This is a genomic window from Sphingopyxis sp., from assembly GCF_025869345.1.
Classification (GTDB): Bacteria; Pseudomonadota; Alphaproteobacteria; order Sphingomonadales; family Sphingomonadaceae; genus Sphingopyxis.
The window spans coordinates 108,078-129,344 of record NZ_JAOZVW010000138.1; the positions used below are offsets into that span (position 1 = coordinate 108,078).

Here is a 21,267-nt window from a genome sequence, read left to right on the forward strand (position 1 = left end):
TCTCTCGGCAGGGCGGGGCGCCCTTTGCGTTAGACGTCGTTCCAACAAGAGAGGGCCGATGGCGCGTATCGACAAAATCGAAGTGGTGATCGCGGACGTGCCGACCATCCGGCAGCATGTCCTGGCGATGGCGACGATGACCACCCAGGCGATCGTTCTCGTCTTCGTCCGTCGCGACGACGGGATCGTCGGCGTCGGCGAGGCGACGACCATCGGCGGACTCGCTTATGGCGAGGAAAGCCCCGAGGGCGTCAAGCTCGCGATCGAAACCTATTTTGCGCCGCTTCTCCTCGGAACCAACGCCGATCGGCCCGCGGCGGCGATGGCGTTGCTCGACCGGCTCATCGTTGGCAACCGCTTCGCCAAATGCGCGGTCGAGACGGCGCTGTTCGATGCGCTGGGCCAGCGGACAGAGCTGCCGCTTTCGGAATTGCTGGGCGGCCGCCGCTGCGATGCGCTGCCGGTCGCCTGGACTCTCGCGAGCGGCGAGACGGCGCGTGACATCGAGGAAGGAGAGGCGATGCTCGCCGCGCGCCGCCACAATATGTTCAAGATCAAGATCGGCAAGCGAGGCGTGGCGGAAGACTGCGCTCATGTCGCGGCGATCGCCCGTGCCTTTGAAGGGCGCGCGTCGGTGCGGGTCGATGTCAACCAGCATTGGACGCGGACGCAGGCGGTCGACGGCATCGCACGGCTTCAGGAGGCGGGAGTGGCGCTGATCGAGCAGCCGATCGGCGGACAGGATGTCGCCGGGATGCGCGCGCTCTGCGAGCGGTTCGACTGCGCGATCATGGCCGACGAAGCGCTGACCGGCCCGGCGAGCGCGTGGCGCTTTGCGACGGCGGGCGCCGCCGACGTCTTTTCGATCAAGATCGCCCAATCGGGCGGACTTGCGGCGGCCGCCAAGGTCTGCGCGATCGCCGAAGCCGCGCACGTCGCGCTCTATGGCGGGACGATGCTCGAGGGTGGCATCGGAACGGCGGCGTCGGCACATCTCTTCGCGGCAGGGCCGCCGATGGAATGGGGCACCGAATTGTTCGGCCCGCTCCTGCTCGCCGAGGAACTGCTCGAAGAGCCGCTGCACTATCGCGATTTCATGCTTCAGCTTCCGGCCGGGCCGGGGCTGGGCGTGCGTATCGATCGTGCGCGGCTCGGCCGCTTTGCACGAAATTGAAGGAAGGAAAGCCGCCATGCTGTTCATGGTCGAAATGACGGTCAACGTGCCGCACGACATCGATAAGGAGACCTTCGACGCGTTGAAGGCCACCGAGAAGGCGCGGGCCGAGACTCTGCAGCGCGCCGGAAAGTGGCGGCACCTTTGGCGGGTTGCCGGGCGTTACGCCAATGTCAGTATCTTCGACGTCGCCGATGCCGGCGAACTTCACGACATCATGACGAGCCTGCCGCTCTATCCGTTCATGGATGTGCGGGTGACGGCGCTGTGCCGTCATCCCTCGGCGATCGACGCCGATTGAGCCGGCAGCAAATGGGAGCAAGACTATGACCGACATCATTCGATCCGACGCCGTGCAGCAACTTCTCGACCGCGCCGCCGGGCTCGGCGAGGCGGGCGGGGACCCACGCCTGAAGGCGATCCTCCGCGATCTGCTCGAGGCGCTGATGAGCGTCGTCGAACGGCATGACATTTCCGAAAGCGAATTCTGGCGCGGCGTCGATTTCCTGGGTCGCGGCGCGGGTGAGTTCGGCCTGATCGTCCCCGGCCTCGGGATCGAGCATTTTCTCGATCTTCATATGGACGCGAAGGATGCAGCGGCAGGACGCAGCGGCGGAACGCCGCGCACGATCGAGGGGCCGCTCTATGTCGCGGGCGCGCCGCTCGTCGACGGCGACCTGACGACCACCAACGACGTCAATCTGACCACCGACCCCGACGATACCGAGGAATTGACGATGTCGGGCCGCATCACCGGTCCCGATGGCGAGCCGGTGAAGAATGCAATTCTTCATGTCTGGCACGCCAATTCGAAGGGCTTCTATTCGCACTTCGATCCGACGGGCGAGCAGTCGCCCTTCAACAACCGGCGGCGCATCCGCCTCGGCGCCGATGGGCGCTATGCCTTTCATTCGAAAATGCCGCGCGGCTACAGCGTGCCGCCCGAAGGTTCCGCAGAGCAGTTGATGAAGCTGCTCGGACGCCATGGCGATCGGCCGGCCCATGTCCATTTCTTTATCGAGGCGCCGGGGTACCGAACGCTGACGACGCAGATCAATTTCGGCGACGACCCGCACGCGCACGACGATTTCGCCTTCGGCACCCGCGACGGCCTGCTGCCAGTTCCGGATCGCAGCGGCGGCAACCCGGCGGTGCTGTTCGACTTCGTTCTTCAGCGGTCGGAATCAGCCAACGACGAAGGCTTTTCGTCGCGCTCGCGCGCGTCGGCATGAACAAGCTCTATCCGACGGCGACGGCGGCGCTTGAGGGGCTGCTGTTCGACGGCATGACGGTCATGTCGGGCGGCTTCGGACTGGTCGGCAATCCCGAAAACCTGATCGCCGCGATGAGGGAGGATGGGGTTCGCGATCTGACCGTCGTGTCGAACAATTGCGGCGCCGAAGGCTTCGGCCTCTACGCGCTGCTTGCCAATGGCCAGATCCGCAAGATGATCTCTTCCTACATCGGCGAGAACAAGCTGTTCGAGACGCTCTACCTCGAAGGCAAGCTGGAACTGGAGCTCAATCCCCAAGGAACGCTCGCCGAGCGCATTCGTGCGGGCGGGGCGGGGATTCCCGCCTTCTATACCGCGACGGGGGTCGGCACCGTCGTCGCGGAGGGCAAGCCGGTCGAGGAGTTCGACGGCAAGCGCTATATCCGCGAACGCTGGCTGCGCGCCGACCTGGCGATCGTCCGCGCGTGGAAGGGCGATACACACGGCAACCTCGTGTTCCGCAAGACCGCGCGCAACTTCAACCCGCCGATGGCGACTGCGGCGGCGGTCACGGTGGCGGAGGTCGAGGAACTGGTCGAACCCGGCATGCTCGACCCCGACATGATCCATACGCCGGGGATTTTCGTGAACCGCATCGTCCAGGGCGTGCATTATGAGCGGAAGATCGAAAAGCTCACGGTGCGAAAGCGCGGCGCATGACCGGCCGTTTTCTCGCCGACGATGGCTGCACCATCGCTTTCGACTATCGCCCGATCGAGGGGCGGCCCGTGCTGCTCCTTTCGCCGTCGCTCGGCACCGCGATGGCGCTGTTCGAACCGCAGCTCGAAGCGTTCGAGGGGCGTTATTCGATTCTTCGCTACGATCCGCGCGGGCACGGCGCTTCGGACGTCGTGCCCGGCAGTTCTTCGATGGACCGGCTGGGCCGCGACGTCATCGGCCTGCTCGATCATCTGGGGATCGCGCGGGCGCATGTCCTGGGGGTGTCGCTGGGCGGCATGGTCGGGCAATGGCTCGGCTACCGCGCGCCCGAGCGGCTGCTGCGGCTCGTGCTCGCGAACACATCGGCCTATATGGGGCCGCCCGGCGGCTGGGCGGACCGGATCGCCGCAGTCACGGCGCAGGGGATGGAGGCCGTCACCGACGCGGTGATCGAACGCTGGTTCACGCCCGATTTCCGCCGCGATCATCCGGCGCGCGTCGATCATGCGCGCGCCATGCTGCTCGCGACCGATCCGCGGGGCTATGCCGCCTGCAGCGCGGCCATCCGCGATATGGATATGCGCCCGACCGCGCGCCTCGTCGCCGCGCCGACGCTGGTCGTCGCGGGCCTCCGCGACCCCGCGACTCCGCCCGAACATGCCCGCTTCCTCGCCGAAACGATTCCCGGCGCCCGCCTTGCCGAATTCGACGCCGCCCACCTTGCCAATCTGGAGCAGTCTTTTGCGTTCAATACCACGGTGGGCGCGTTTCTGGAGCAGGAAGGATGACCGGTCTGCGCGCCGATTTCCTGGACGGGATGAGCCGTGCCGCGGCGACCGTGAACATCATCACCACCGGCGGAACGGCGGGCCGCGCCGGTCTGACGGTTTCGGCGATGACGTCGGTATCCGCGGACACGCCGAAGCCGACGCTGCTCATCTGCATCAACGCCAACAGCGCGGGCGCGGCGCCGATCATCGAAAACGGCGTCTTCGCGGTCAATGTGCTGTCCGAAAGCCAGGCGGATGTGTCCGATGTCTTCGCCGGACGCTCGGCGCATAGCGGCGATGCGCGGTTTGGCTGCGCGACCTGGCAGGAGGGCGCGACCGGGGCGCCGCTGCTCGACGGCGCGCTCGTTTGCTTCGACTGCCGCGTCGCGCAGCACCGCCGGATCGGAACGCATCACGTCCTGTTCGGCGAGGTCGAGGCGGTGCGTTTTTCGGGCGAGGGCAGGCCGCTGATCTATGCGCAGCGCAGCTATGCCGTGCCCGCAGAACTGCTGGGCTGAGGCCGTCCGAATTAGGCGGGCTAATCCGAAGGGGCAGTTTGTTTCAATTGTCCGCGCTCGCCCGAATGGCGAAAAAAACAACCGAAGAGGGAGGCCTTCCGCTGCCGGATAGTATCGGCTTGGGCGGCTCCGCAATCAAACTGGATTGACAGCGACCATGACAAATATGACCGGCGCCGAAGCGCTTCTGACTCAGATACGCGCCAATGGCGTCGACACCATCTTCGGCCTTCCGGGCGGGCAGCTCGACTATTTCTTCGACGCCATGTTTCATGCCGGCGATCAGCTTCGCGTCTTTTGCACCCGGCACGAGCAGGGCGCCGCCTATATGGCGTTCGGCTATGCGCGATCGACGGGCAAGCCCGGTGTCTATACCGTGGTGCCGGGTCCCGGCGTCCTCAACAGCACCGCCGCGCTCTGCTCCGCCTATGCGACCAACGCCCCGGTCATGTGCCTGACCGGTCAGATTCCGACCGCGGGGCTGGGCAAGGGCATCGGCTATCTCCACGAATTGCCCGATCAGCTCGCGACGATGCGGACGCTGACGAAATGGGCCGATCGCGCGATGACGCCGGAGGCGGCGCCCGAACTGGTCAACGAGGCCTTTCGCCAGATGCTGAGCGGACGCCAGCGCCCGGTCAGCCTGGAAATGCCGATGGACATCATGGCCGAAAGCCGCGACGTCGCCGCGCTGCCGGCCGCGGTCATTCCCGCCGCGCCCGCGCTCGATCAGGATGCGGTCGACGCGGCCGCGAAGCTGCTTGCCGGCGCCAAGCGTCCGCTGATCATCGCCGGCGGCGGCGCGCTCGCGGCGGGCGCCGATGTCGAACGGCTCGCCGCTTTCCTGCAAGCTCCCGTCGTCGCCTTTCGCAGCGGCCGCGGTATCGTCAGCGACCGCAGCCATCTGTCGCAGATGTTCCCCGCGGGTAATGACCTGTGGAAGGGCGCCGACGTCATCATCGGGCTCGGCTCGCGGATGGAGCAGCAATATCTCTATTGGGGCATCGGCCCCGACATGAAGATCATCCGCATCGACATCGACGGCGATGAATTCGATCGGATCAAGTCGCCCGACGTGCGCATCCACGCCGACGCCGCCGATGCCGTCCCGGCACTGATTGCGGCACTGGAGCGCGTCGCCACCCCCGCGGCTTCGCGCGAAGAAGAATTGATGGGCGTGAAGCAGCGCGTCCGCGGCGAAATCGCGGCGCGGGTGCAGCCGCAGTTCGACTATCTCGATGCGATCCGCCGCGCGCTTCCCGACGACGGGCTGTTCGTCGACGAGATTACCCAGTGCGGCTATGCCTCGTGGTACACGCTGCCCGTCTATGCGCCGCGCACGCTCATCAACTGCGGCTATCAGGGGACGCTCGGCTATGGCTATGCGACGGCGCTCGGCGTTCAGGCGGCGCACCCGGACAAGGCGGTCGTCAATATCGCGGGCGACGGCGGCTTCATGTTCACCGCGAACGAGATGGCGACCGCTGCGCAATATAATCTGCCGCTCGTCACCGTCCTCTTCAACAACAACAAGTTCCAGAACGTCCAGCGCCAGCAGAAGGAATGGTTCGGCGGCCGGCTGATCGCGTCGGATCTCACCAACCCCGACTTCGTCAAATATGCCGAGAGCTTCGGGGTGCGCGGCGAGCGGGTCCACAATCCGGCCGATCTGGAACGCGCGATCAAGGCGGCGATCGAGCGCCGCGCCCCGGCGCTGATCGAGGTGCCGACGCCCGACATGGCGTCGCCCTGGCCCTTCATCATCCGCCCGCCGGTTTTCGGACAGTGAGGCAGAACGAGATGAGCGTGGATATTTCCGATCGGACCAAGCCCCAGCCGACCGCGGGTGTCGCGAGCCTTGCCCCCTATCAGCAGGGCAAGCAGGCGATCGCGGGCGTTGCCGATCCGCTGAAGCTGTCCTCGAATGAATCGATGGTCGGGCCGAGTCCGGCGGCAGTCGATGCTTATCGTGCGGTCGGCGACCGGCTGGCGCTCTATCCCGACGGGGCGCAGCAGGCGCTGCGCGCGGCCCTGGCCGAGGTGCATTCGCTCGATGCCGACCGGATCGTGTGCGGCAATGGATCGGAAGAATTGATCCAGCTCGTCATCCGGGCTTTCGTCGAACCCGGCGATGAAGTGGTGCTCAGCCAATATAGCTTCGCAATGGCCTTCATCCACGCAACCGCTCAGGGGGCGAAGCTCGTCGTCGCCGACGAGCCGGTGCTGCGCCCCGACGCCGATCGCATTCTCGCGGCGGTGACGCCCCGGACGAAGCTGGTTGTCGTCGCCACTCCGAACAATCCCGTCGGACAATATCTGCCGAAGCGCGAACTCGACCGGCTCGTCGAAGGCCTGCCCGACGATGTGATCCTGCTCCTCGACGGCGCCTATGCCGATTATGTCGATGCGGACGATTTCGATGCCGGCGAGCGCCTGGTCGAAACGCGCGCCAATGTCGTCATGACGCGCACCTTCTCGAAACTATACGGCCTTGCCGGCCTGCGGATTGGCTGGATGTATGCGCCGCCCGGCATCATCGATGCGGTGCAGCGGATCAGGACGCCGTTCAACGCCAATGCGGCCGCGCTGGCGGCGGCCGAGGCGGCGGTGCGCGATACGGCGCATGCCGATTTCGTGCGGCGCGAGAATAATATCGAACTGTCGCGGATCGCCGCCGCCTTCGCGGGCAGCGGGATCGAGTTCATTCCGTCGGCCGCCAACTTCTATCTTCTGCGCTTCGCGGGCGCGGGACATGATGCCGCGGGCGCGGCGGCTTTTCTGGAAGCGAACGGGATTATCCCGCGCCCGGTCCATGCCGGCGGCCCCGCCGGTTGCCTGCGCATCACCGTCGGGCGGCCGCACCAGAACGACAGGGTGATTGCCTCGCTGCTCGCTTACATGCAGGATTGATCGCATATGCACCAACTGTCCGCGCCGGCCACCGAGTTTCTGGGTTCGACCCGCCCCTTCCTGGTGAACGGGCGATGGCAGGCCGGGCGGCAGGGCGGCCTGCTGCCCTGTTTCGATCCGGCGACCGGGGACCGGATGGGCGAGGTGCACATGGCGACCGCTGCCGATGTCGACGATGCAGTCGGCGCGGCGCGCGCGGCGTTCGACGACCGCCGCTGGCGCGGCAAGACCCCCGCCGAGCGGCAGGCGATCCTGCTGAAGATCGCCGACCTGATGATGCGCGACGCGCAGATTCTCGCCGAACTGGAAACCGCCAACGGCGGCAAGCTCTATGGCGGAGCGCTGCACGGCGAGATCCCGCACGCCGCCGAAACCTTCCGCTATTATGCCGGCTGGGTGACCAAGATTGGCGGGCATCTGTTCGAACCGTCGGTGCCGGGGCGGCAGTATCACGGCTTTGTCCGCGATGATCCGGTCGGCGTCGCCGCGCTGATCACGCCGTGGAACGGCGCGCTGGTCTCGGCCGCGTGGAAGCTGGCGCCGGCGCTGGCGGCGGGCTGTTCGTGCATCCTTAAACCCGCCGAACTGACCCCGCTGTCGTCGCTCTATCTCGGCGCGCTGTTGCAGGAAGCAGGGGTGCCCGACGGGGTCGTGAATATCCTGCCCGGCGCGGGGCGCGATGCCGGCGCGGCGCTGGTTCGCCACCCGCGGGTCGCCAAGGTCTCGTTCACGGGATCGACGGCGGTCGGGCGCGGCCTGCTCGCTGATAGCGCCGAGAATGTGACGCGCCTGTCGCTCGAGCTCGGCGGCAAGTCGCCTTTCATCATCTTCGCCGATGCCGATCTCGACACGGCGTTGCCGGCGGCGGCCGAGGCGATCTTCGCCAACGCCGGACAAGTCTGCGTCGCGGGCTCGCGCATCTATGCCGAGCGCGCGATATTCGACCGCGTCGTCGAGGCGCTTCGCGCCGCGGCGGACGGCTATCGGCTAGGGCCGGGCTTCGATCCTGCCAGCACGATGGGGCCGCTCATCAGCGGAGCGCATCGTGGACGCGTTGATGCGATGGTCGCGCAGGCGCAGGCCGCGGGTGCCGATGTGGTGACCGGCGGGCGCCCGGTCGGCGAGCGCGGCTATTTCTATGCCCCGACCGTCATCGTCGGCGCGGCGCAGGATAGCGCGATCGTGCAGGAGGAGGTGTTCGGGCCGGTCGTCGTCGTGACGCCGTTCGAAGGCGACGCCGAAGCAATCGCGCTCGCCAACGACAGCGGTTATGGCCTCGCCGCGAGCCTGTGGACGCACGACACCAGCCGCGCATTGCGCCTCGCGGGCGAGGTCGAGGCCGGGATCGTCTGGATCAACGACCATGGCATTCCCGAACTGGCGATGCCGATCGGCGGCGTCAAACGCTCGGGAATCGGCCGCGAGCACGGGCTCGAGGGATTGAAGGCGTTTACCGAGCCGCGCTCGGTCATGCTGCGGCTGTGACCGTCTTCATCCCCAGCGTTTCGACTTCGTCCATCAGCCAATAGGAAAAAGCCTTCACCGCCGCCGTGTCGGCATCGTCGTGGCGGCAGACGATGTAATAGGATTGGTCGGACGGCATCGCTTCTGCGAAAGGCCGCACCAGTTCTCCGCGTTCGAGCGGCCCGGCGACGAGCGCCTCGCGGCCGAGCGCGAACCCGTTACCCGCGATGCAGGCCTGGATCACCAGATGCGAGTGGCTGAAACCGAAGCCGCGACGCACATTGATCGAGTTGACGCCGAAATTTGCCAGGAAATGCTGCCAATCGATCGCCATGACGTCGTGCAGCAGATCGAAGCGCGCGAGGTCGGCGAGGCCGAGTGGGGGGTCGCATCCTTCGAGCAGCGCGGGGCTGCACACCGGGAAAATATCTTCCTTTAGAAATTCATAGACATGCATCCCCGGCCAATGCCCCTGACCATAGCGAATCTCGACATCGGCATCCCCGGCGGCAAGCGCATCCTCCTCGATCGGTCGCGCAACGAAGCGCAGATCGATGTCGGGGAAGCGCTGATGAAAATTGGCGAGCCGCGGCAAGATCCAGGCGCTGGCGAAACTGTCGAGAACGGCGACGTTCAACACCTGCCGGTCATCGCCCGCCGCCACATCGGCAGTGATGTCGGCCATCGAGTCAAAGGCACTGGTCAGCGGTCCGACCAGCCGCTCGCCGGCTTCGGTCAGCTTGAGCGCGCGGTTCAGGCGCCGAAAGAGCGGCTGGCCGAACCATTCCTCGAGCGCGCGGATCTGGTGGCTGACGGCTGCCTGCGTGACGCACAATTCTTCGGCCGCGCGGGTGAAGCTGAGGTGGCGGGCGGCGCATTCGAACACGCGGAGCGCCAACAGGGGAGGAAGCTTTCTGGACACCGTTCAACCGTACATGAGGGGAGCTAATTGCCCCGATTAATAACTGCCATTTGTCAGCATCACGGCCGCTTCATAGGCATGGGTGATCGTCATACACAAAGTGGTCGGAGCGTCCCATGAAAATTACTCGTGCCAGCGTCATCGTCACCTGCCCCGGTCGCAATTTCGTCACCTTGAAGATCGAAACCGACCAGGGTGTTTACGGCATCGGCGATGCGACGGTGAACGGCCGCGAACTGGCCGTGGTGTCCTATCTGCAAGACCATGTCATCCCCTGCCTGATCGGACGCGACGCGCAGCGGATCGAGGACATCTGGCACTATCTCTATCGCGGGGCCTATTGGCGGCGCGGGCCGATCACCATGGCGGCGATCGCGGCGGTCGATACCGCCTTGTGGGACATCAAGGCGAAGGCGGCGGGCATGCCGCTTTACCAGTTGCTCGGCGGCAAGAGCCGCGAGGCGGTCATGGTCTATGGCCATGCGAATGGCCGCGATATCGAGGAAACCTGTGACGAAGTCGCGAAATATATCGACATGGGTTACAAGGCGATCCGCGCCCAGTCGGGCATTCCGGGCCTTGCGTCCACCTATGGCGTCGCCAAGGACAAGATGTATTACGAGCCCGCCGATGCGGCGCTGCCGACCGAGAATATCTGGTCGACCGAGAAATATCTCGACCATACGCCCCAGTTGTTCGCGGCGTTGCGGGCGCGCTTCGGCTTCGAGCATCATCTGCTGCACGATGTCCATCACCGCCTGACGCCGATCGAGGCGGGGCGTCTCGGCAAGGCGCTCGAACCCTATCGCCTCTTCTGGATGGAGGATTCGACCCCGGCGGAAAATCAGGAAGCGTTCCGCCTGATCCGCCAGCACACGTTGACGCCGCTCGCGGTCGGTGAGATTTTTAACACGATCTGGGACTGCAAGGACCTGATCCAGAACCAGCTCATCGACTATATCCGCGCGACGGTGGTTCATGCCGGCGGTATCACGCACTTGCGGCGGATCGCCGATCTTGCCGCGCTCTATCAGGTGCGCACCGGCTGCCACGGCGCGACAGACCTGTCGCCGGTGTGCATGGGGGGCGCGCTGCATTTCGACATCTGGGTGCCCAATTTCGGGGTCCAGGAATATATGCGCCACACCGAAGAGACCGACGCCGTCTTCCCGCACGCCTATCGCTTCGACAAGGGGATGCTGTATCCCGGCGACGTGCCCGGCCATGGCGTCGATATCGACGAGGCGCTGGCCGCCAAATATCCGTATCAGCCGGCCTATCTGCCCGTGAACCGGCTTGAGGACGGGACGCTCTGGCATTGGTGACGGTGCGCGGGACGGACGGTTTCGTCATCGCATGAGCGGCCGCGCGCTTAGCGAGAACAGGCGGCTGCGGTTCGCGATCTTCGCGACGCTTTATGCCGCGCAGGGAATCCCCGATGCGATGGTGCTCATCGTCTTCCCCGCCTTTCTGGCGGCGCATGGCGCGAGCGCGTCGGCGATCGGCGCCTTCCTGGCGACGGCGATGCTGCCCAACGCGGCGAAGCTGGTCGTCGGGCCGCTGGTCGACCGGCTCGCCTGGCTGCCGATGGGGCAGCGCAAGCCCTGGCTGATGATCGGGCAGGCCGGCATTGCGTCGAGCTTCGCGGCGCTCGCCTGTCTCGACGATCCGGCCCGCCAGCTTGGCTGGTTCACCGCCGGCGCTTTCGCCATCACGCTCTCGACGGTGTTTCAGGACGTTGCGACCGACGCGACCGCGATGGACCTGATCCCGCCCAGCGAGCAGGGCCGTGCCAACGGCATCATGTGGGGCGCAAAGACGCTCGGGACCGCGGGCGCGGCCAGCCTGGGGGCCGTCATCCTCGCGACATTCGGCTTCGCCGCGATGGCGGGAGCGGCCGCGACGGCCTTGCTGGTGGTCCTGTGCGTCGCCGCCGCCATTCGCGAACGGCCGGGCGAGCGGCTGCTGCCCTGGATGCGTGGCGCGGCGGCGCCGGGCGCGACGGCCTATCGCGCCGGGAGTGGGTTGCTGATCCTGCGCGCGCTGATGGCGGCGCTCCGGCGACCGGCGGCGGCGCGCCTCGTTCTGCTGTCGCTTGCTATCGGGCTGATCGTCGGCATGACGGGCGCGCTGGCGCCGGTGCTGATGGTCGGCAAGCTCGACTGGACGCAGACCGACTATGCCCAGTTCCGCTCCTCGCTGAAGCTCGTGTCGGGCGTGGCCGGAATGCTCTTCGGCGGCATCGCGATCGACCGCCTGGGCTATCGTCCCGTGCTGATGGCGGCGCTTGCGGCGATCGCGCTCGCCAATCTGGCGCTTGCCGCGACTTTGGGCGAAGCGGGCGCCATCGCCTATCTGATCGCCTATGAGATGCTGCTGGTCTTTGCCTTCATCACTTTCTTCGCCGCGACGATGAGCCAGTGCGCGCGGGCGATCGCGGCGACGCAATTTTCCTTCACCATGGTGTGCGGCAACATCGCCATGTCGATCGGGGCCGCTCTGATGGGGCCGATCATCGACGCGGGCGGGGTTCGGGCGGTGCTGGCCGCCATCGCCGGGGTTGCGCTGGCCGGCGGGGCGGTGATGATGGGGTGGCGCGCGGAGGCGTCCCGGTTGTCGCCTACCGGGTGAGCGCGTCCGCGACCTCGGCTTCCGAAAAGATGCTGAAGTCGCCGGGGACGGCGTGCTTCATCAGGCACGCCCGGTGCGCGAAGCGCAGCGCGCGTGCCTCGTCCCAGCCGCTCGCCAGCGCGTGGAGCAGGCCGGCGGCGAAGGCATCGCCGGCGCCGACCCGGTCGACGAAGGGTGTGATCGGCGTCGGCGGGGCAATGACGGCCGCGCCGGTGCGGCTGATCAGCGTGGCGCCCAGCTGCTCTTCCTCGCCGTCCGGCATCCGGCTCGTCGAGGCTATCCAGCGCAGATCCGGAAGCGAAGCGAGCAGGCGTGCCGCGCCTCCGTCTTGAGCCTCCTCGCCGAGCAGCAGCCCGGCATCCCAGTCGCTCGCGAACAGAAGGTGCGCCGCGCCGGCAAATTCACGCAGCAGTCCTGCGGCCTCCGCCTCGCGGCCCTGCCAGAGCAGGGGGCGGAAATTGCAGTCGAAGGAGATCGAAAGGTCGCGCTGCCGGGCGCCCGCGACGGCGCGCCGCATCGCCGCCACCGCTTCGTCGCCGAGCGCTGCCGTCAGCCCCGACAGATGCAGCCAGCTTGCGCCCGTCAGGGCCGCGTCCCAGTCGATTGCCGCGGCTTCGCGGGCGAAGGCGGACCCGGTCCGGTCATAGAAGAAACCGCCTTCGCGCCCGGCGCGCGGCGATTCGATGTAGAAAAGCCCCATCCGCCCCGGCCGCCGGGCGCAAGCGGCGGTATCGACCCCGTGCCGGGTCAGCGTGCGCAGCGCCCGCGCGCCCAGTGCATTATCGGGCAGGATCGTCGTCATCCGCGCCGCGGTGCCGAGCGACGCCAGCGAGATCGCGACATTCGCCTCGGCCCCCGCGACGTGGAGCGACAGGCCGTCGGCCGCGTCCAGCGCCGCGCCGTCCGCGGGGGCGAGGCGAAGCAGCATCTCGCCGAAGCAGACGATCGTCATGCCGCGGGGGCCGCTGTCCGGATTACCACGGCTTGTTGAGACCCGTGCGGCGGCGTCTTTCCTGCCAGGCATCGTCCTGGTCGGGCGCGGCGCGGCGGGACGAGGCGAACGGCAATGTCACGAGGAAGCGCCAGACCGAGGGACTGGTCAGCAGCGCCCCGATCGAACGCCGGGCGTCGGCCGGGGTGACCGTGACCTTGGTCGCGATGGTGCTGTCCTCGCTGCTTTCGATGACCAGATCCCGCCCGGCGCGCGCGATGCGGCCGATGGCGAAATCGATGTCGGCGAGCGAACTGACGACGCGCATGGTTGATCCTCCCTGGCCGTCAGTCGTCGCGCTTCAGCGTGCCGATGGCTTGCGCCGCCTTGACGCGCCGCTCGTGCTGATTCGCCATGTCGTCGACCGTCATGCCAGCGGGCGGGGTGAATTGGCCGCGGCCATAGAGGTCGCGGAACACTTCCTTTACCGGACCCATCTTGTCGGCCAGCGTCCGCGGCGGCCGGCCGCTGGGGAACTGGTTCGCGGGATAGATCGGCTTTTCGTAGATCTGGCGGAAGCCCTCGGTGCGGACATCGACCCAGGTGTTGTGGTTGCAGCGCGACCGATGCTCGCGCAGCCCCTCGATGTCGATGGTGACGCCCAGCACCTGTTCCTGCGGATAGGGCGCATGGCGCATCATCATGCCGGTATAGTCGATGCCGAAGCTGCCGCCGGGGCAAAAAGCACGCGGATAGAAGTCATAGTCGACCGTGCCCCAGTTCGAGCCGAGGACATAGGCCATATTGTCGTGCGCCCGGGTGCGGCGGGTGAAGACCCAGAAATCCCACGGCTCCGATACGCCTTCGACTTCCTGCAATGCGACCGGGTGGCAGATGACCTCGGCACCGTTGTAGCCCAGCGCACGCGACACTTCGGGGGTGCAGCCGTCATGACAGGTCATCGTGCCGAGCTTGCCGATCTCGGTATCGATGACCGGGAACAGCGTCTTGATGTCGCCACCGAAGACTTCGCAATATTCGTCGAAAATGTCGTGCGGGCTGGTGCCGAGGCCGATCGAGGCGGGAATGTGCCACTTGTGATATTTGAGGACGACGTCGCCCGACGGACCGATGATGAAGGCGGTGTTGAACCAGCGATCGGGGAATTCGGGCACCTGCTCGATCACGCCGCCGCCCGCGATATACATGCCATATTCGCGCGCCTTGTCGCCGAGGCGCTGCATTTCGGGGCCGTCGAGGGTGATCGCCTTCTTCATGAAGCTGTCGATGCCGTGCTCGCCCTTGCCGGGGGTGGTGACGCCCTGCATGAAATATTCGGGGAAGACCGCGAGCTTCGCGGGCAGTTCCCAGAAATAGCCGACGCCGAAATCGATCATGTTCAGCGCGCGATCGAGGTTCTTCGTGATGCCGTCGCGATCCTCGGCCACGGTGACGTGCGGCTGCATGACCAGCGCGGTATATTTGTCGATCTTCTTGGAAGCGGTCATCGCTTGTTCCTTTCCTGAAAAATTACCAGAAATCGGCGGGTTCGACGCCCATGTCATCGAGCATCACGCGCGCCGTGATCGTGCCCGCCGCCGAAATGCCGCCACCGGGGTGGCAATGGGGGCCGGTCATGTAGAGGCCCTCGACCGGCGAACGATAATGGGCGTAGCCGGGGAAGGGGCGGAAGGCGCCGAGCTGCGCGGCGATGCGCTCGCCGCCGTTGGTCGTGCCGTCGACGAAGCTGGGGTTCGCATCCTCCAGCGTCTGGCGATGCTGGACGTATAGGCCCAGGATCGTCTGATCGTTGATGTTCGGCGCATATTGCTGGAGCTTGGGGATCAGCACATTGCGCGCATAATCCTCGCCGATCTCGTCCCAGGTCCGCCCGTCCGCCAGCCAGTTGGAAACATAGGTATCGACGATCAGCGTATGCTTGCCCTCCGGCGCGCGCGTCGGGTCGAGCTTCGTCCAGCACGCCGACCACAGGAAAGGATCGCTCGGCGGCTTGCCGGTCGCGATCTCGGCATAGAAGTTGATCATCTGTTCCATCGAATCGACGATCCGGTGGAAGGGACAGGCGCTCATGTCGGCGCCGTTCAGAAACTCGGGTGCCTCCGACAGCGCGAGCTGCGCGCGGCAGATGCTGATCTTGCCGAAGGAAAAGCTGCGGACCATCGCGGCAAAGCCGGGTTCCAGATGCTCCTCGCCGACGAACTTGAGAAAGGTCTGCTTGGGTTCGAGCGCGGACACCACCGCGCGGCGCGCGCGAATGATGCTGCCGTCTTCCAGCCGGACGCCCGCCGCGCGGCCATCTTCGATCAGGAAACCCGCGATCGGCGCTTCGCGGCGCACCGTGCCGCCCTTCGCTTCGACGAAGCGCGCCATCGCGTTCGGCAACTCCATGCTGCCGCCTTCGGGAATGGCCTGCCCGTAATAATGGATGGCCGGGATCATGATATAGAAGGACTGTCCCGCACCCTCCTGGTCGGGCAGGATCTGGGGTGCGAGCGCCCAGTTCAGCATCACCGCCTTGACGAAGTCATTCTCGAAATTCGTCTCGACCCAGGCGCGCGCCGACATCGAGAATTCGCGCAGCCGGCGCAGCCCGACCTCGCTCGTCTCGAGCGCGCTGGCGAGCGCCGAGGGGGCGGCGGGCGGCGAGAAAAAGGCCTTGATGAACCCTTCGCGCACCTGCTCGAAATCGGCATAGACCGCCCGGTAACGATCGGCGTCCTTCTGCGAATAGGCGGCGATCGAGGCGCAGGTCTTGTCGATCGACTTGTAGATGACGATGCCGGGGCCGCCGTTCTTGTCGGGGTGGCCGGTGATATGGTCGGTCGGCTCGATATATTTGAGCCCCATCTGCTCGAGCTCGGGCCGGATTTCCTTGAAATCGGGATTGCACTGGATCCAGACGTGCGACGAACCGTAAAGATCGTGCTTGAAGCCGGGCAGGGTCACTTCGCGGGTGACGGCGCCGCCGCCCACCCAGGGGTTGCGCTCGACGACGCAGACATGCAGTCCCTTGCGCGCGAGCGTCGCGGCGCAGGCCAGCCCGTTCACGCCGCCGCCCGCGATCACGACATCATATTCCGCTTCTGCCATCGTCTGTGCTGCCTCGTTCGTATCGCTGTTCATTCGGGGATCGGCGCAACGGTAGAGCGGCGGCGGCAGACTGAAAAATTAGGCTCCCTCACGGGGGGGATTAGCAATTGTCATCCGACGTTTTGAGCGTACCGCCCTATGAAAGTGGCGGGTGCGGCCGCAGACCGCCCGCAGGGAAAGGGAATGGATGTCGACGGTATTGATCAGCGGAGCGTCGCGTGGATTGGGGCAGGCGCTGGCCGGTGCCTTTCGGGACACCGGGGCTTCGGTGTTTTCGGGCGCGCGCGAGGCGACGGGCCCGAATGATATCGAACTGAACGTCCGTTCGATCCCTAGCTGCGAAGAGGCGGTCCGGCGGGTCGTTGCGGTGGATCGCGGCATCGATGTTCTGGTCAACAATGCCGGCGTCCATCTGGGCGGTCCGGTGACATCGCTCGATCAGGATGCGTTCAAGGAAACGCTCGACGTCAATCTGCTCGGTGCCTGGCGCCTGACCAAGGCGGCGGTGCCGCACATGCGGCGCGGCGGAACGATCGCGATGATCTCCTCGCTCTCCGGTCTCGTCGGCCTGCCCGATGACGGCGCCTATGCCGCCAGCAAATTTGCGCTCGAAGGCCTGAGCCAGAGCCTCGCCGCCGAAGTGGCGCCGCTCGGTCTGCGCGTCCTGATTTTCGAGCCGGGCAGGGTCGCGACCGAATTCGCCGGCGTGACCGATGGGCTCGCGCCCGAGATCGCCGCGCGCGACATCGCCGATGCGATCCGCCGCCGCGACACCCCGTTTCGCAACCCGATCGGCGCCGATGCGGCCCGCGTGTTCGAGGCGCTCGATGTCGATCGCGGCGAACGGTCGGAGGCTCTGGTCCGCGCGGTCACGGGATGCGGCTGGCAGCCGCGGCCGGGCGAATAGACGGCCGGGAACAAGGATAGGGCAGGCGGTATGTCGTTGATCGCATCGGATAATCATGCAGCCTTGTTGACGGTGCTGCTGACGCTCGTTTTCGTCGGCCTCTGGAGCGAGCGGAATCGCATCGCTTCCAAAATCCCCGCCGTCGTCTGGGTTCTCGGCGGCGGCGTGCTGCTGTCCAACCTGGAACTGATTCCGCATCAGGCGCCGGCCTATGACTTCATCGGCGGGATCGTCATGCCGATCGCCATTCCGCTGTTGCTGTTCAAGGCGACCTTCACGCGCATTCTCGGTGAAAGCGGCCGCGTCCTGCCATTGTTCTTCATCGGCGCGGTCGGTGTTTGCATTGGTGCGATCGTCGCCGACTTGCTGATCGACCTCGGCCAATATGGCCCGCACATCGCCGCCACATACGCCGCGGCCTGGATCGGCGGCATGACCGACATGGTGGCGATGGCCGAGATCACCGACCTGCCGCCCGACGTTTTCGCCGTCGCGGTCAGCGCCAGCGCGCCGGTCAGCATCATCGGGCTGATGATCCTTGTATCGCTGCCCAATATCGGATTTGTCCGGCGCTTTCTTCCTTCACCGATCGTCGATGCCCAGGCCGAAGCGACGGCGGCGGTGGAGGACGCGCGGCCCGAACTCGATCTCGTACACATCAGCTTTGCGCTCGCGCTGAGCGCCGCGATCTGCTGGGCCAGCGCCTGGATCGCGCAGGCGACCGGATTCGGTCACTACAGCCTGTTCATCGTCACGCTGATCGCGGTCGCCATCGCCAATCTCTTCCCCGGGCCGATGCGGGCGCTGAAAGGCGATTTCGAACTCGGCATGTTCGTCATGTACATCTTTTTCGCGATGATAGGGGCGACGACCGACATGACGGCCTTCGTGACGTCGGCGCCGGTCTATTTTGTCTTCGGGCTGGTCATCATCCTCGTGCATGTCGCTGTCGTCCTTGCAGCCGCAAAGCTGCTGCGGTCCGACCTTGCGGAGGCGATCATCGGCTCGGGCGCGAATATCGTCGGCGCCGCCGCCGCGGCCGGCATCGCTACCTCGAAGGGATGGAAGTCGCTGGTCACGCCAGCCATTGCAACCGGCATGCTGGGCAAGGCGATCGCCAATTTCTTTGGCGTCGCCGTGTTTCAACTGTTGCATTGAGGATATGAAGTTTATTCGCGGCTCGGTTCAGGAATGCGAGCTAGCCGATTTCCGCGGCTCGCTTCGCGCGTTATGTCAATCGCTCAACGACGATGTGATTGATGCAAAAAGCCCTGGCCGATCTTTATACGCGATGCCGAGCGCGGCTCCGCGGCGCTGAAGCATATGGTCATTGGCGTGGGCCGCATTCCGCACTTCCGGAACGGTTTGGTCATAGCCGGCCTGGTCGCCGCACTCGATGGTCATGAACTTGGGCATCTGCAGTTCTTTTCGTCGAAATAACGTAACCGCAGCGAATTTCGAAAGTTCCCACAGTAAGACCCTGCAACGTCCGCTCTGACCCGGTTCGAGCGAGAAACATACCTGTCTGAAATCGGCCAAAATCAATTGGTTCCGGTCGCCCGTTCGATTACGGGCTAGGATCTCTCCGCCAGCGGCTCCATTTCGCGGATCAGATCGACGAGCAGGCGCAGCGCGGTCGGAACCTGGCGACGGCTTGGATAATAAGCGTGGAACCCGCTGCCCATCGACGCCCAATCGCCGAGCACGATCTTCAATGCTCCACTTTGGAGATGCGGACGCAGAACCGGCTCGGCGGCGTAGATGATGCCCACCGCGCCGATCCCCAAGCCGATCGAGGCATGGCTCGCATCGACGGTCAGCGAGCCGGGCGTGGCGACGGCGACGGTCTCGGCGTCCTTCTCGAACTCCCATTGGTAGAGTTGATCGTTGCCGAGCCTGATCTGTACGCAGCGATGGTGCTCCAGGTCGTGCGGGGTTTCGGGCGTCCCATGGCATTCAAGATAGCGCGGTGATGCTGCCGCAACCCAGAGGATGTCCGGCGACAGCCGCCTTGTGATCATGTCTTCCGGAACCGTGCCGCCATAGCGGATGCCGGCGTCGAACCCGCCGCCGATCACGTCGACCATGCGGTTGCTGACGCTGATGTCCACCGCGACCTCCGGGTAGCGCTCGACGAACACCGGCATCACCGGGTCGAGCAGCAACGGCACGGCATCCTCGAGAACGTTGATCCGCACCCGTCCCGCCGGCGTGTCGCGGAAGCGGTTCAGATTCTCCGCGGCTTCGCCGACGGCCGCGAGCGGCCCTTCGATCGATGCCTTGAGTTCCTCGCCCGCGGCCGTGAGGGTGACGCTCCGGGTGGTCCTGTTCAACAATCTGACGCCGCGTCGTTCTTCGAGCGCCGCGATCGCGTGGCTCAGCGCCGAAGGCGTGACGCCCATTTCCGTTGCGGCGTGACGGAAGCTGCGATGCTTGGCGATCGCAAGAAAGTAAAGGAAGTCCGCGACATCGGTTCGGCTGAGTTGCATGGCACCGCATAGCATATTGGTGAGCCATGTTCAGTAGTTCATTGCGCGCGAGGGCGCTAATTCTTGTGAGGTCGATAGCTTAAATATCATCCTCCCCGCCGGGAGGCGAGATTGGAATGGAGGCCATGATCAAACAGGCAATATCTGTCGCGGCCTCTACGCTCGGCGCGAGCAGCGCCTCTGCGCAGGAAGGAACAATGACAATGGAGATTACCCGCAAACACGACCTCAAGACGGTCGAAGGACCGGCGAACTATTTTACCGGCAAGGTGACCATCACCGGGCAGTTTCAGCGGCCTGACCCGTCGCGCGTCGGCGGCGCGATCGTGCATTTCGAGCCCGGTGCCCGCACCGCGTGGCACACGCACCCGGCGGGCCAGACGCTCATCGTGATCGATGGTGTCGGCTGGACGCAGATCGAGGGCGGGCCGAAGCTGGAGTTCCACGCCGGCGACATTCTCTGGTGCCCCGCCGAGCACAAGCATTGGCACGGCGCGACGCCGCACGAGAGCATGACCCACATCGCCATTCAGGAATCGGTGAACGGCTCGCCGGTCACGTGGATGGAGAAGGTGACGGACGCGCAATATCTCGCTCCGCTGGCGAAGGACTGACCCCATGATTTTGAACGAGACATTCCCGCTCGCCAGCGGTGTCGCCATCCCGAAGCTCGGGCTCGGCACCTGGCGCATTTCAGACGATGATGTCGCACGCGTCGTGCGCGACGCCTTCCAGATCGGATACCGGCATATCGATACCGCGCAGGCCTATGGCAACGAACGCGGCGTCGGCGAAGCTGTGTGCGATAGCGCTGCTCCCCGCGACGAGCTCTTCGTGACCACCAAGCTCGCCGCCGAGAGCAAGAGCTATGCCGATGCAGCGGACCGCATCGATGCCTCGCTTCGGACCCTCGGGCTCGATCATATCGACCTGATGCTGATCCACAGCCCGCAGCCGTGGGCCGAATTTCGCGAAGGCGGGCATTTCTTCGAGGGCAATCTCGAAGCATGGCGCGCGCTCGAAGATGCCTATCGTGCCGGCAAGCTCCGCGCGATCGGCGTTTCCAACTTCGAGCGGGCCGATCTCGATAATCTGCTCGATCATGGCAGCGTTGCGCCGATGGTCAACCAGCTGCTGGCGCATGTCGGCAGCACGCCCTTCGACCTCATCGACTATTCGCGAAGCAAGGGTCTGCTCGTCCAGGCCTATTCGCCGGTGGCGCACGGCGCGGCGCTCGGCAACGCTGATCTTGGCAGGCTGGCCGATCGATATGGCGTCAGCATCGCGCAGCTCTGCATCCGTTACTGCCTCCAGCTTGGCCTGCTGCCGCTGCCGAAGACAGCAACGGCCGCGCATATGCGCGAGAATGCTACGGTCGACTTCGTGATCTCGGACACGGACATGGCAGCGCTCATGACTGCCAAGGGCAGCGATTATGGCGAAGCCAGCGCTTTTCCGGTGTTCGGCAAGAAACGGCAGGTTGCCGGTGCGAATGAAAAGGACTGAA

General features: G+C 65.6%; 21 protein-coding genes and 1 pseudogene. 15 read left to right on the forward strand and 7 right to left on the reverse strand.

Going from position 1 to position 21,267, the window contains the following annotated elements; genetic code table 11:
• Positions 1 to 58 precede the first annotated feature (58 nt).
• The 9 genes from OJI97_RS15130 (at position 59) to OJI97_RS15170 (ending at position 8,790) form a co-directional block, all read left to right on the forward strand.
• The gene (locus OJI97_RS15130; protein WP_297664826.1) at positions 59 to 1,174 is read left to right on the forward strand and encodes a muconate/chloromuconate family cycloisomerase; all 1,116 of its coding nucleotides are present in this window, start codon (positions 59 to 61) and stop codon (positions 1,172 to 1,174) included.
• A 16-nt stretch (positions 1,175 to 1,190) separates the two neighbouring features.
• Positions 1,191 to 1,475 (forward strand): muconolactone Delta-isomerase, encoded by a 285-nt coding sequence (catC, locus tag OJI97_RS15135; RefSeq protein WP_297664828.1) that lies wholly within the window; start codon positions 1,191 to 1,193, stop codon positions 1,473 to 1,475.
• Positions 1,476 to 1,500: 25 nt separating this feature from the next.
• Entirely contained in the window at positions 1,501 to 2,406 is a 906-nt protein-coding gene (locus OJI97_RS15140; RefSeq protein ID WP_297664830.1) for a dioxygenase, read from the forward strand.
• Positions 2,403 to 3,107, forward strand: a complete 705-nt coding sequence (locus tag OJI97_RS15145) for a CoA transferase subunit A (RefSeq protein WP_297664831.1) — start codon at positions 2,403 to 2,405, stop codon at positions 3,105 to 3,107. The genes OJI97_RS15140 and OJI97_RS15145 overlap by 4 nt, the downstream gene beginning before the upstream one ends.
• Positions 3,104 to 3,895: a 3-oxoadipate enol-lactonase gene (pcaD, locus tag OJI97_RS15150; RefSeq protein ID WP_297664833.1), complete on the forward strand. Its 792-nt coding sequence runs from the start codon at positions 3,104 to 3,106 to the stop codon at positions 3,893 to 3,895. The genes OJI97_RS15145 and pcaD overlap by 4 nt, the downstream gene beginning before the upstream one ends.
• The gene (locus OJI97_RS15155) at positions 3,892 to 4,395 is read left to right on the forward strand and encodes a flavin reductase family protein (RefSeq protein WP_297664835.1); all 504 of its coding nucleotides are present in this window, start codon (positions 3,892 to 3,894) and stop codon (positions 4,393 to 4,395) included. The genes pcaD and OJI97_RS15155 overlap by 4 nt, the downstream gene beginning before the upstream one ends.
• A 157-nt stretch (positions 4,396 to 4,552) precedes the next feature.
• Entirely contained in the window at positions 4,553 to 6,184 is a 1,632-nt protein-coding gene (locus tag OJI97_RS15160) for a thiamine pyrophosphate-dependent enzyme (RefSeq protein WP_297664837.1), read from the forward strand.
• An 11-nt stretch (positions 6,185 to 6,195) separates the two neighbouring features.
• On the forward strand, positions 6,196 to 7,305 hold the full coding sequence (locus tag OJI97_RS15165; RefSeq protein ID WP_297664839.1) for a histidinol-phosphate transaminase: 1,110 nt from the start codon (positions 6,196 to 6,198) through the stop codon (positions 7,303 to 7,305).
• Positions 7,306 to 7,311: 6 nt separating this feature from the next.
• Positions 7,312 to 8,790: an aldehyde dehydrogenase family protein gene (locus OJI97_RS15170; protein ID WP_297664841.1), complete on the forward strand. Its 1,479-nt coding sequence runs from the start codon at positions 7,312 to 7,314 to the stop codon at positions 8,788 to 8,790.
• On the opposite strand, the gene gcvA is transcribed toward OJI97_RS15170, so the two are convergent.
• On the reverse strand, positions 8,774 to 9,691 hold the full coding sequence (gene gcvA, locus OJI97_RS15175) for a transcriptional regulator GcvA (protein WP_297664843.1): 918 nt from the start codon (positions 9,689 to 9,691) through the stop codon (positions 8,774 to 8,776). The two genes, OJI97_RS15170 and gcvA, sit on opposite strands and share 17 nt — an antisense overlap.
• A gap of 107 nt (positions 9,692 to 9,798) precedes the next feature.
• On the opposite strand from gcvA, the pseudogene manD reads away from it, so the two are divergent.
• A pseudogene (gene manD / locus OJI97_RS15180) lies at positions 9,799 to 11,016 on the forward strand (D-mannonate dehydratase ManD); the annotation flags it as partial.
• Between the two features lie 31 nt (positions 11,017 to 11,047).
• Positions 11,048 to 12,322 carry an MFS transporter gene (locus OJI97_RS15185; RefSeq protein ID WP_297664844.1) on the forward strand — a complete coding sequence of 425 codons (1,275 nt, stop codon included), beginning with the start codon at positions 11,048 to 11,050 and terminating at the stop codon, positions 12,320 to 12,322.
• Here the strand turns inward: OJI97_RS15185 and OJI97_RS15190 are convergent.
• From OJI97_RS15190 to OJI97_RS15205, 4 genes are read right to left on the reverse strand one after another with little or no spacing between them, the layout of a single operon-like run.
• Positions 12,312 to 13,274: a sugar kinase gene (locus tag OJI97_RS15190; RefSeq protein ID WP_297664846.1), complete on the reverse strand. Its 963-nt coding sequence runs from the start codon at positions 13,272 to 13,274 to the stop codon at positions 12,312 to 12,314. The genes OJI97_RS15185 and OJI97_RS15190 overlap by 11 nt on opposite strands.
• 22 nt (positions 13,275 to 13,296) lie before the next feature.
• The gene (locus OJI97_RS15195) at positions 13,297 to 13,581 is read right to left on the reverse strand and encodes a hypothetical protein (RefSeq protein ID WP_297664848.1); all 285 of its coding nucleotides are present in this window, start codon (positions 13,579 to 13,581) and stop codon (positions 13,297 to 13,299) included.
• A gap of 19 nt (positions 13,582 to 13,600) precedes the next feature.
• On the reverse strand, positions 13,601 to 14,761 hold the full coding sequence (locus OJI97_RS15200) for a nitrilase-related carbon-nitrogen hydrolase (protein WP_297664850.1): 1,161 nt from the start codon (positions 14,759 to 14,761) through the stop codon (positions 13,601 to 13,603).
• Positions 14,762 to 14,783: 22 nt separating this feature from the next.
• Positions 14,784 to 16,397 carry an NAD(P)/FAD-dependent oxidoreductase gene (locus tag OJI97_RS15205; protein WP_297664852.1) on the reverse strand — a complete coding sequence of 538 codons (1,614 nt, stop codon included), beginning with the start codon at positions 16,395 to 16,397 and terminating at the stop codon, positions 14,784 to 14,786.
• 154 nt (positions 16,398 to 16,551) lie between these two features.
• Here OJI97_RS15205 and OJI97_RS15210 point away from each other — a divergent pair, with 154 nt between their 5' ends.
• Both OJI97_RS15210 and OJI97_RS15215 read left to right on the forward strand, forming a co-directional pair.
• Complete coding sequence (locus OJI97_RS15210) at positions 16,552 to 17,271, forward strand: SDR family NAD(P)-dependent oxidoreductase (RefSeq protein WP_297664853.1); 720 nt, start codon at positions 16,552 to 16,554, stop codon at positions 17,269 to 17,271.
• Between the two features lie 72 nt (positions 17,272 to 17,343).
• On the forward strand, positions 17,344 to 18,429 hold the full coding sequence (locus OJI97_RS15215) for a DUF819 family protein (RefSeq protein WP_297664883.1): 1,086 nt from the start codon (positions 17,344 to 17,346) through the stop codon (positions 18,427 to 18,429).
• 75 nt (positions 18,430 to 18,504) lie between these two features.
• Here the strand turns inward: OJI97_RS15215 and OJI97_RS15220 are convergent, their stop codons facing one another.
• On the reverse strand, positions 18,505 to 18,687 hold the full coding sequence (locus OJI97_RS15220; protein WP_297664855.1) for a hypothetical protein: 183 nt from the start codon (positions 18,685 to 18,687) through the stop codon (positions 18,505 to 18,507).
• A gap of 158 nt (positions 18,688 to 18,845) precedes the next feature.
• On the reverse strand, positions 18,846 to 19,775 hold the full coding sequence (locus OJI97_RS15225; protein WP_367184772.1) for a LysR family transcriptional regulator: 930 nt from the start codon (positions 19,773 to 19,775) through the stop codon (positions 18,846 to 18,848).
• A gap of 182 nt (positions 19,776 to 19,957) precedes the next feature.
• Between OJI97_RS15225 and OJI97_RS15230 the strand changes: the two genes are divergently transcribed.
• Positions 19,958 to 20,374, forward strand: coding sequence for a cupin domain-containing protein (locus tag OJI97_RS15230; protein ID WP_367184773.1), 417 nt, complete (start codon positions 19,958 to 19,960; stop codon positions 20,372 to 20,374).
• Positions 20,375 to 20,378: 4 nt separating this feature from the next.
• Positions 20,379 to 21,266: an aldo/keto reductase gene (locus OJI97_RS15235; RefSeq protein WP_297664859.1), complete on the forward strand. Its 888-nt coding sequence runs from the start codon at positions 20,379 to 20,381 to the stop codon at positions 21,264 to 21,266.
• The last annotated feature ends 1 nt before the right edge of the window (position 21,267 follow it).

Excerpts from the sequence above, each read along its gene's own strand:
- OJI97_RS15195 (WP_297664848.1), bottom strand. The coding sequence starts at position 13,581 with ATGCGCGTCGTCAGTTCGCTCGCCGACATCGATTTCGCCATCGGCCGC.
- OJI97_RS15210 (WP_297664853.1), top strand. The coding sequence starts at position 16,552 with ATGTCGACGGTATTGATCAGCGGAGCGTCGCGTGGATTGGGGCAGGCG.
- OJI97_RS15140 (WP_297664830.1), top strand. The coding sequence starts at position 1,501 with ATGACCGACATCATTCGATCCGACGCCGTGCAGCAACTTCTCGACCGC.
- OJI97_RS15220 (WP_297664855.1), bottom strand. The coding sequence starts at position 18,687 with ATGCCCAAGTTCATGACCATCGAGTGCGGCGACCAGGCCGGCTATGAC.
- OJI97_RS15190 (WP_297664846.1), bottom strand. The coding sequence starts at position 13,274 with ATGACGATCGTCTGCTTCGGCGAGATGCTGCTTCGCCTCGCCCCCGCG.
- OJI97_RS15160 (WP_297664837.1), top strand. The coding sequence starts at position 4,553 with ATGACAAATATGACCGGCGCCGAAGCGCTTCTGACTCAGATACGCGCC.
- OJI97_RS15205 (WP_297664852.1), bottom strand. The coding sequence starts at position 16,397 with ATGAACAGCGATACGAACGAGGCAGCACAGACGATGGCAGAAGCGGAA.
- OJI97_RS15170 (WP_297664841.1), top strand. The coding sequence starts at position 7,312 with ATGCACCAACTGTCCGCGCCGGCCACCGAGTTTCTGGGTTCGACCCGC.
- OJI97_RS15200 (WP_297664850.1), bottom strand. The coding sequence starts at position 14,761 with ATGACCGCTTCCAAGAAGATCGACAAATATACCGCGCTGGTCATGCAG.
- OJI97_RS15185 (WP_297664844.1), top strand. The coding sequence starts at position 11,048 with ATGAGCGGCCGCGCGCTTAGCGAGAACAGGCGGCTGCGGTTCGCGATC.
- OJI97_RS15165 (WP_297664839.1), top strand. The coding sequence starts at position 6,196 with ATGAGCGTGGATATTTCCGATCGGACCAAGCCCCAGCCGACCGCGGGT.
- catC (WP_297664828.1), top strand. The coding sequence starts at position 1,191 with ATGCTGTTCATGGTCGAAATGACGGTCAACGTGCCGCACGACATCGAT.
- OJI97_RS15130 (WP_297664826.1), top strand. The coding sequence starts at position 59 with ATGGCGCGTATCGACAAAATCGAAGTGGTGATCGCGGACGTGCCGACC.
- pcaD (WP_297664833.1), top strand. The coding sequence starts at position 3,104 with ATGACCGGCCGTTTTCTCGCCGACGATGGCTGCACCATCGCTTTCGAC.
- OJI97_RS15155 (WP_297664835.1), top strand. The coding sequence starts at position 3,892 with ATGACCGGTCTGCGCGCCGATTTCCTGGACGGGATGAGCCGTGCCGCG.
- OJI97_RS15230 (WP_367184773.1), top strand. The coding sequence starts at position 19,958 with ATGACAATGGAGATTACCCGCAAACACGACCTCAAGACGGTCGAAGGA.
- OJI97_RS15235 (WP_297664859.1), top strand. The coding sequence starts at position 20,379 with ATGATTTTGAACGAGACATTCCCGCTCGCCAGCGGTGTCGCCATCCCG.
- OJI97_RS15145 (WP_297664831.1), top strand. The coding sequence starts at position 2,403 with ATGAACAAGCTCTATCCGACGGCGACGGCGGCGCTTGAGGGGCTGCTG.
- OJI97_RS15225 (WP_367184772.1), bottom strand. The coding sequence starts at position 19,775 with ATGCTATGCGGTGCCATGCAACTCAGCCGAACCGATGTCGCGGACTTC.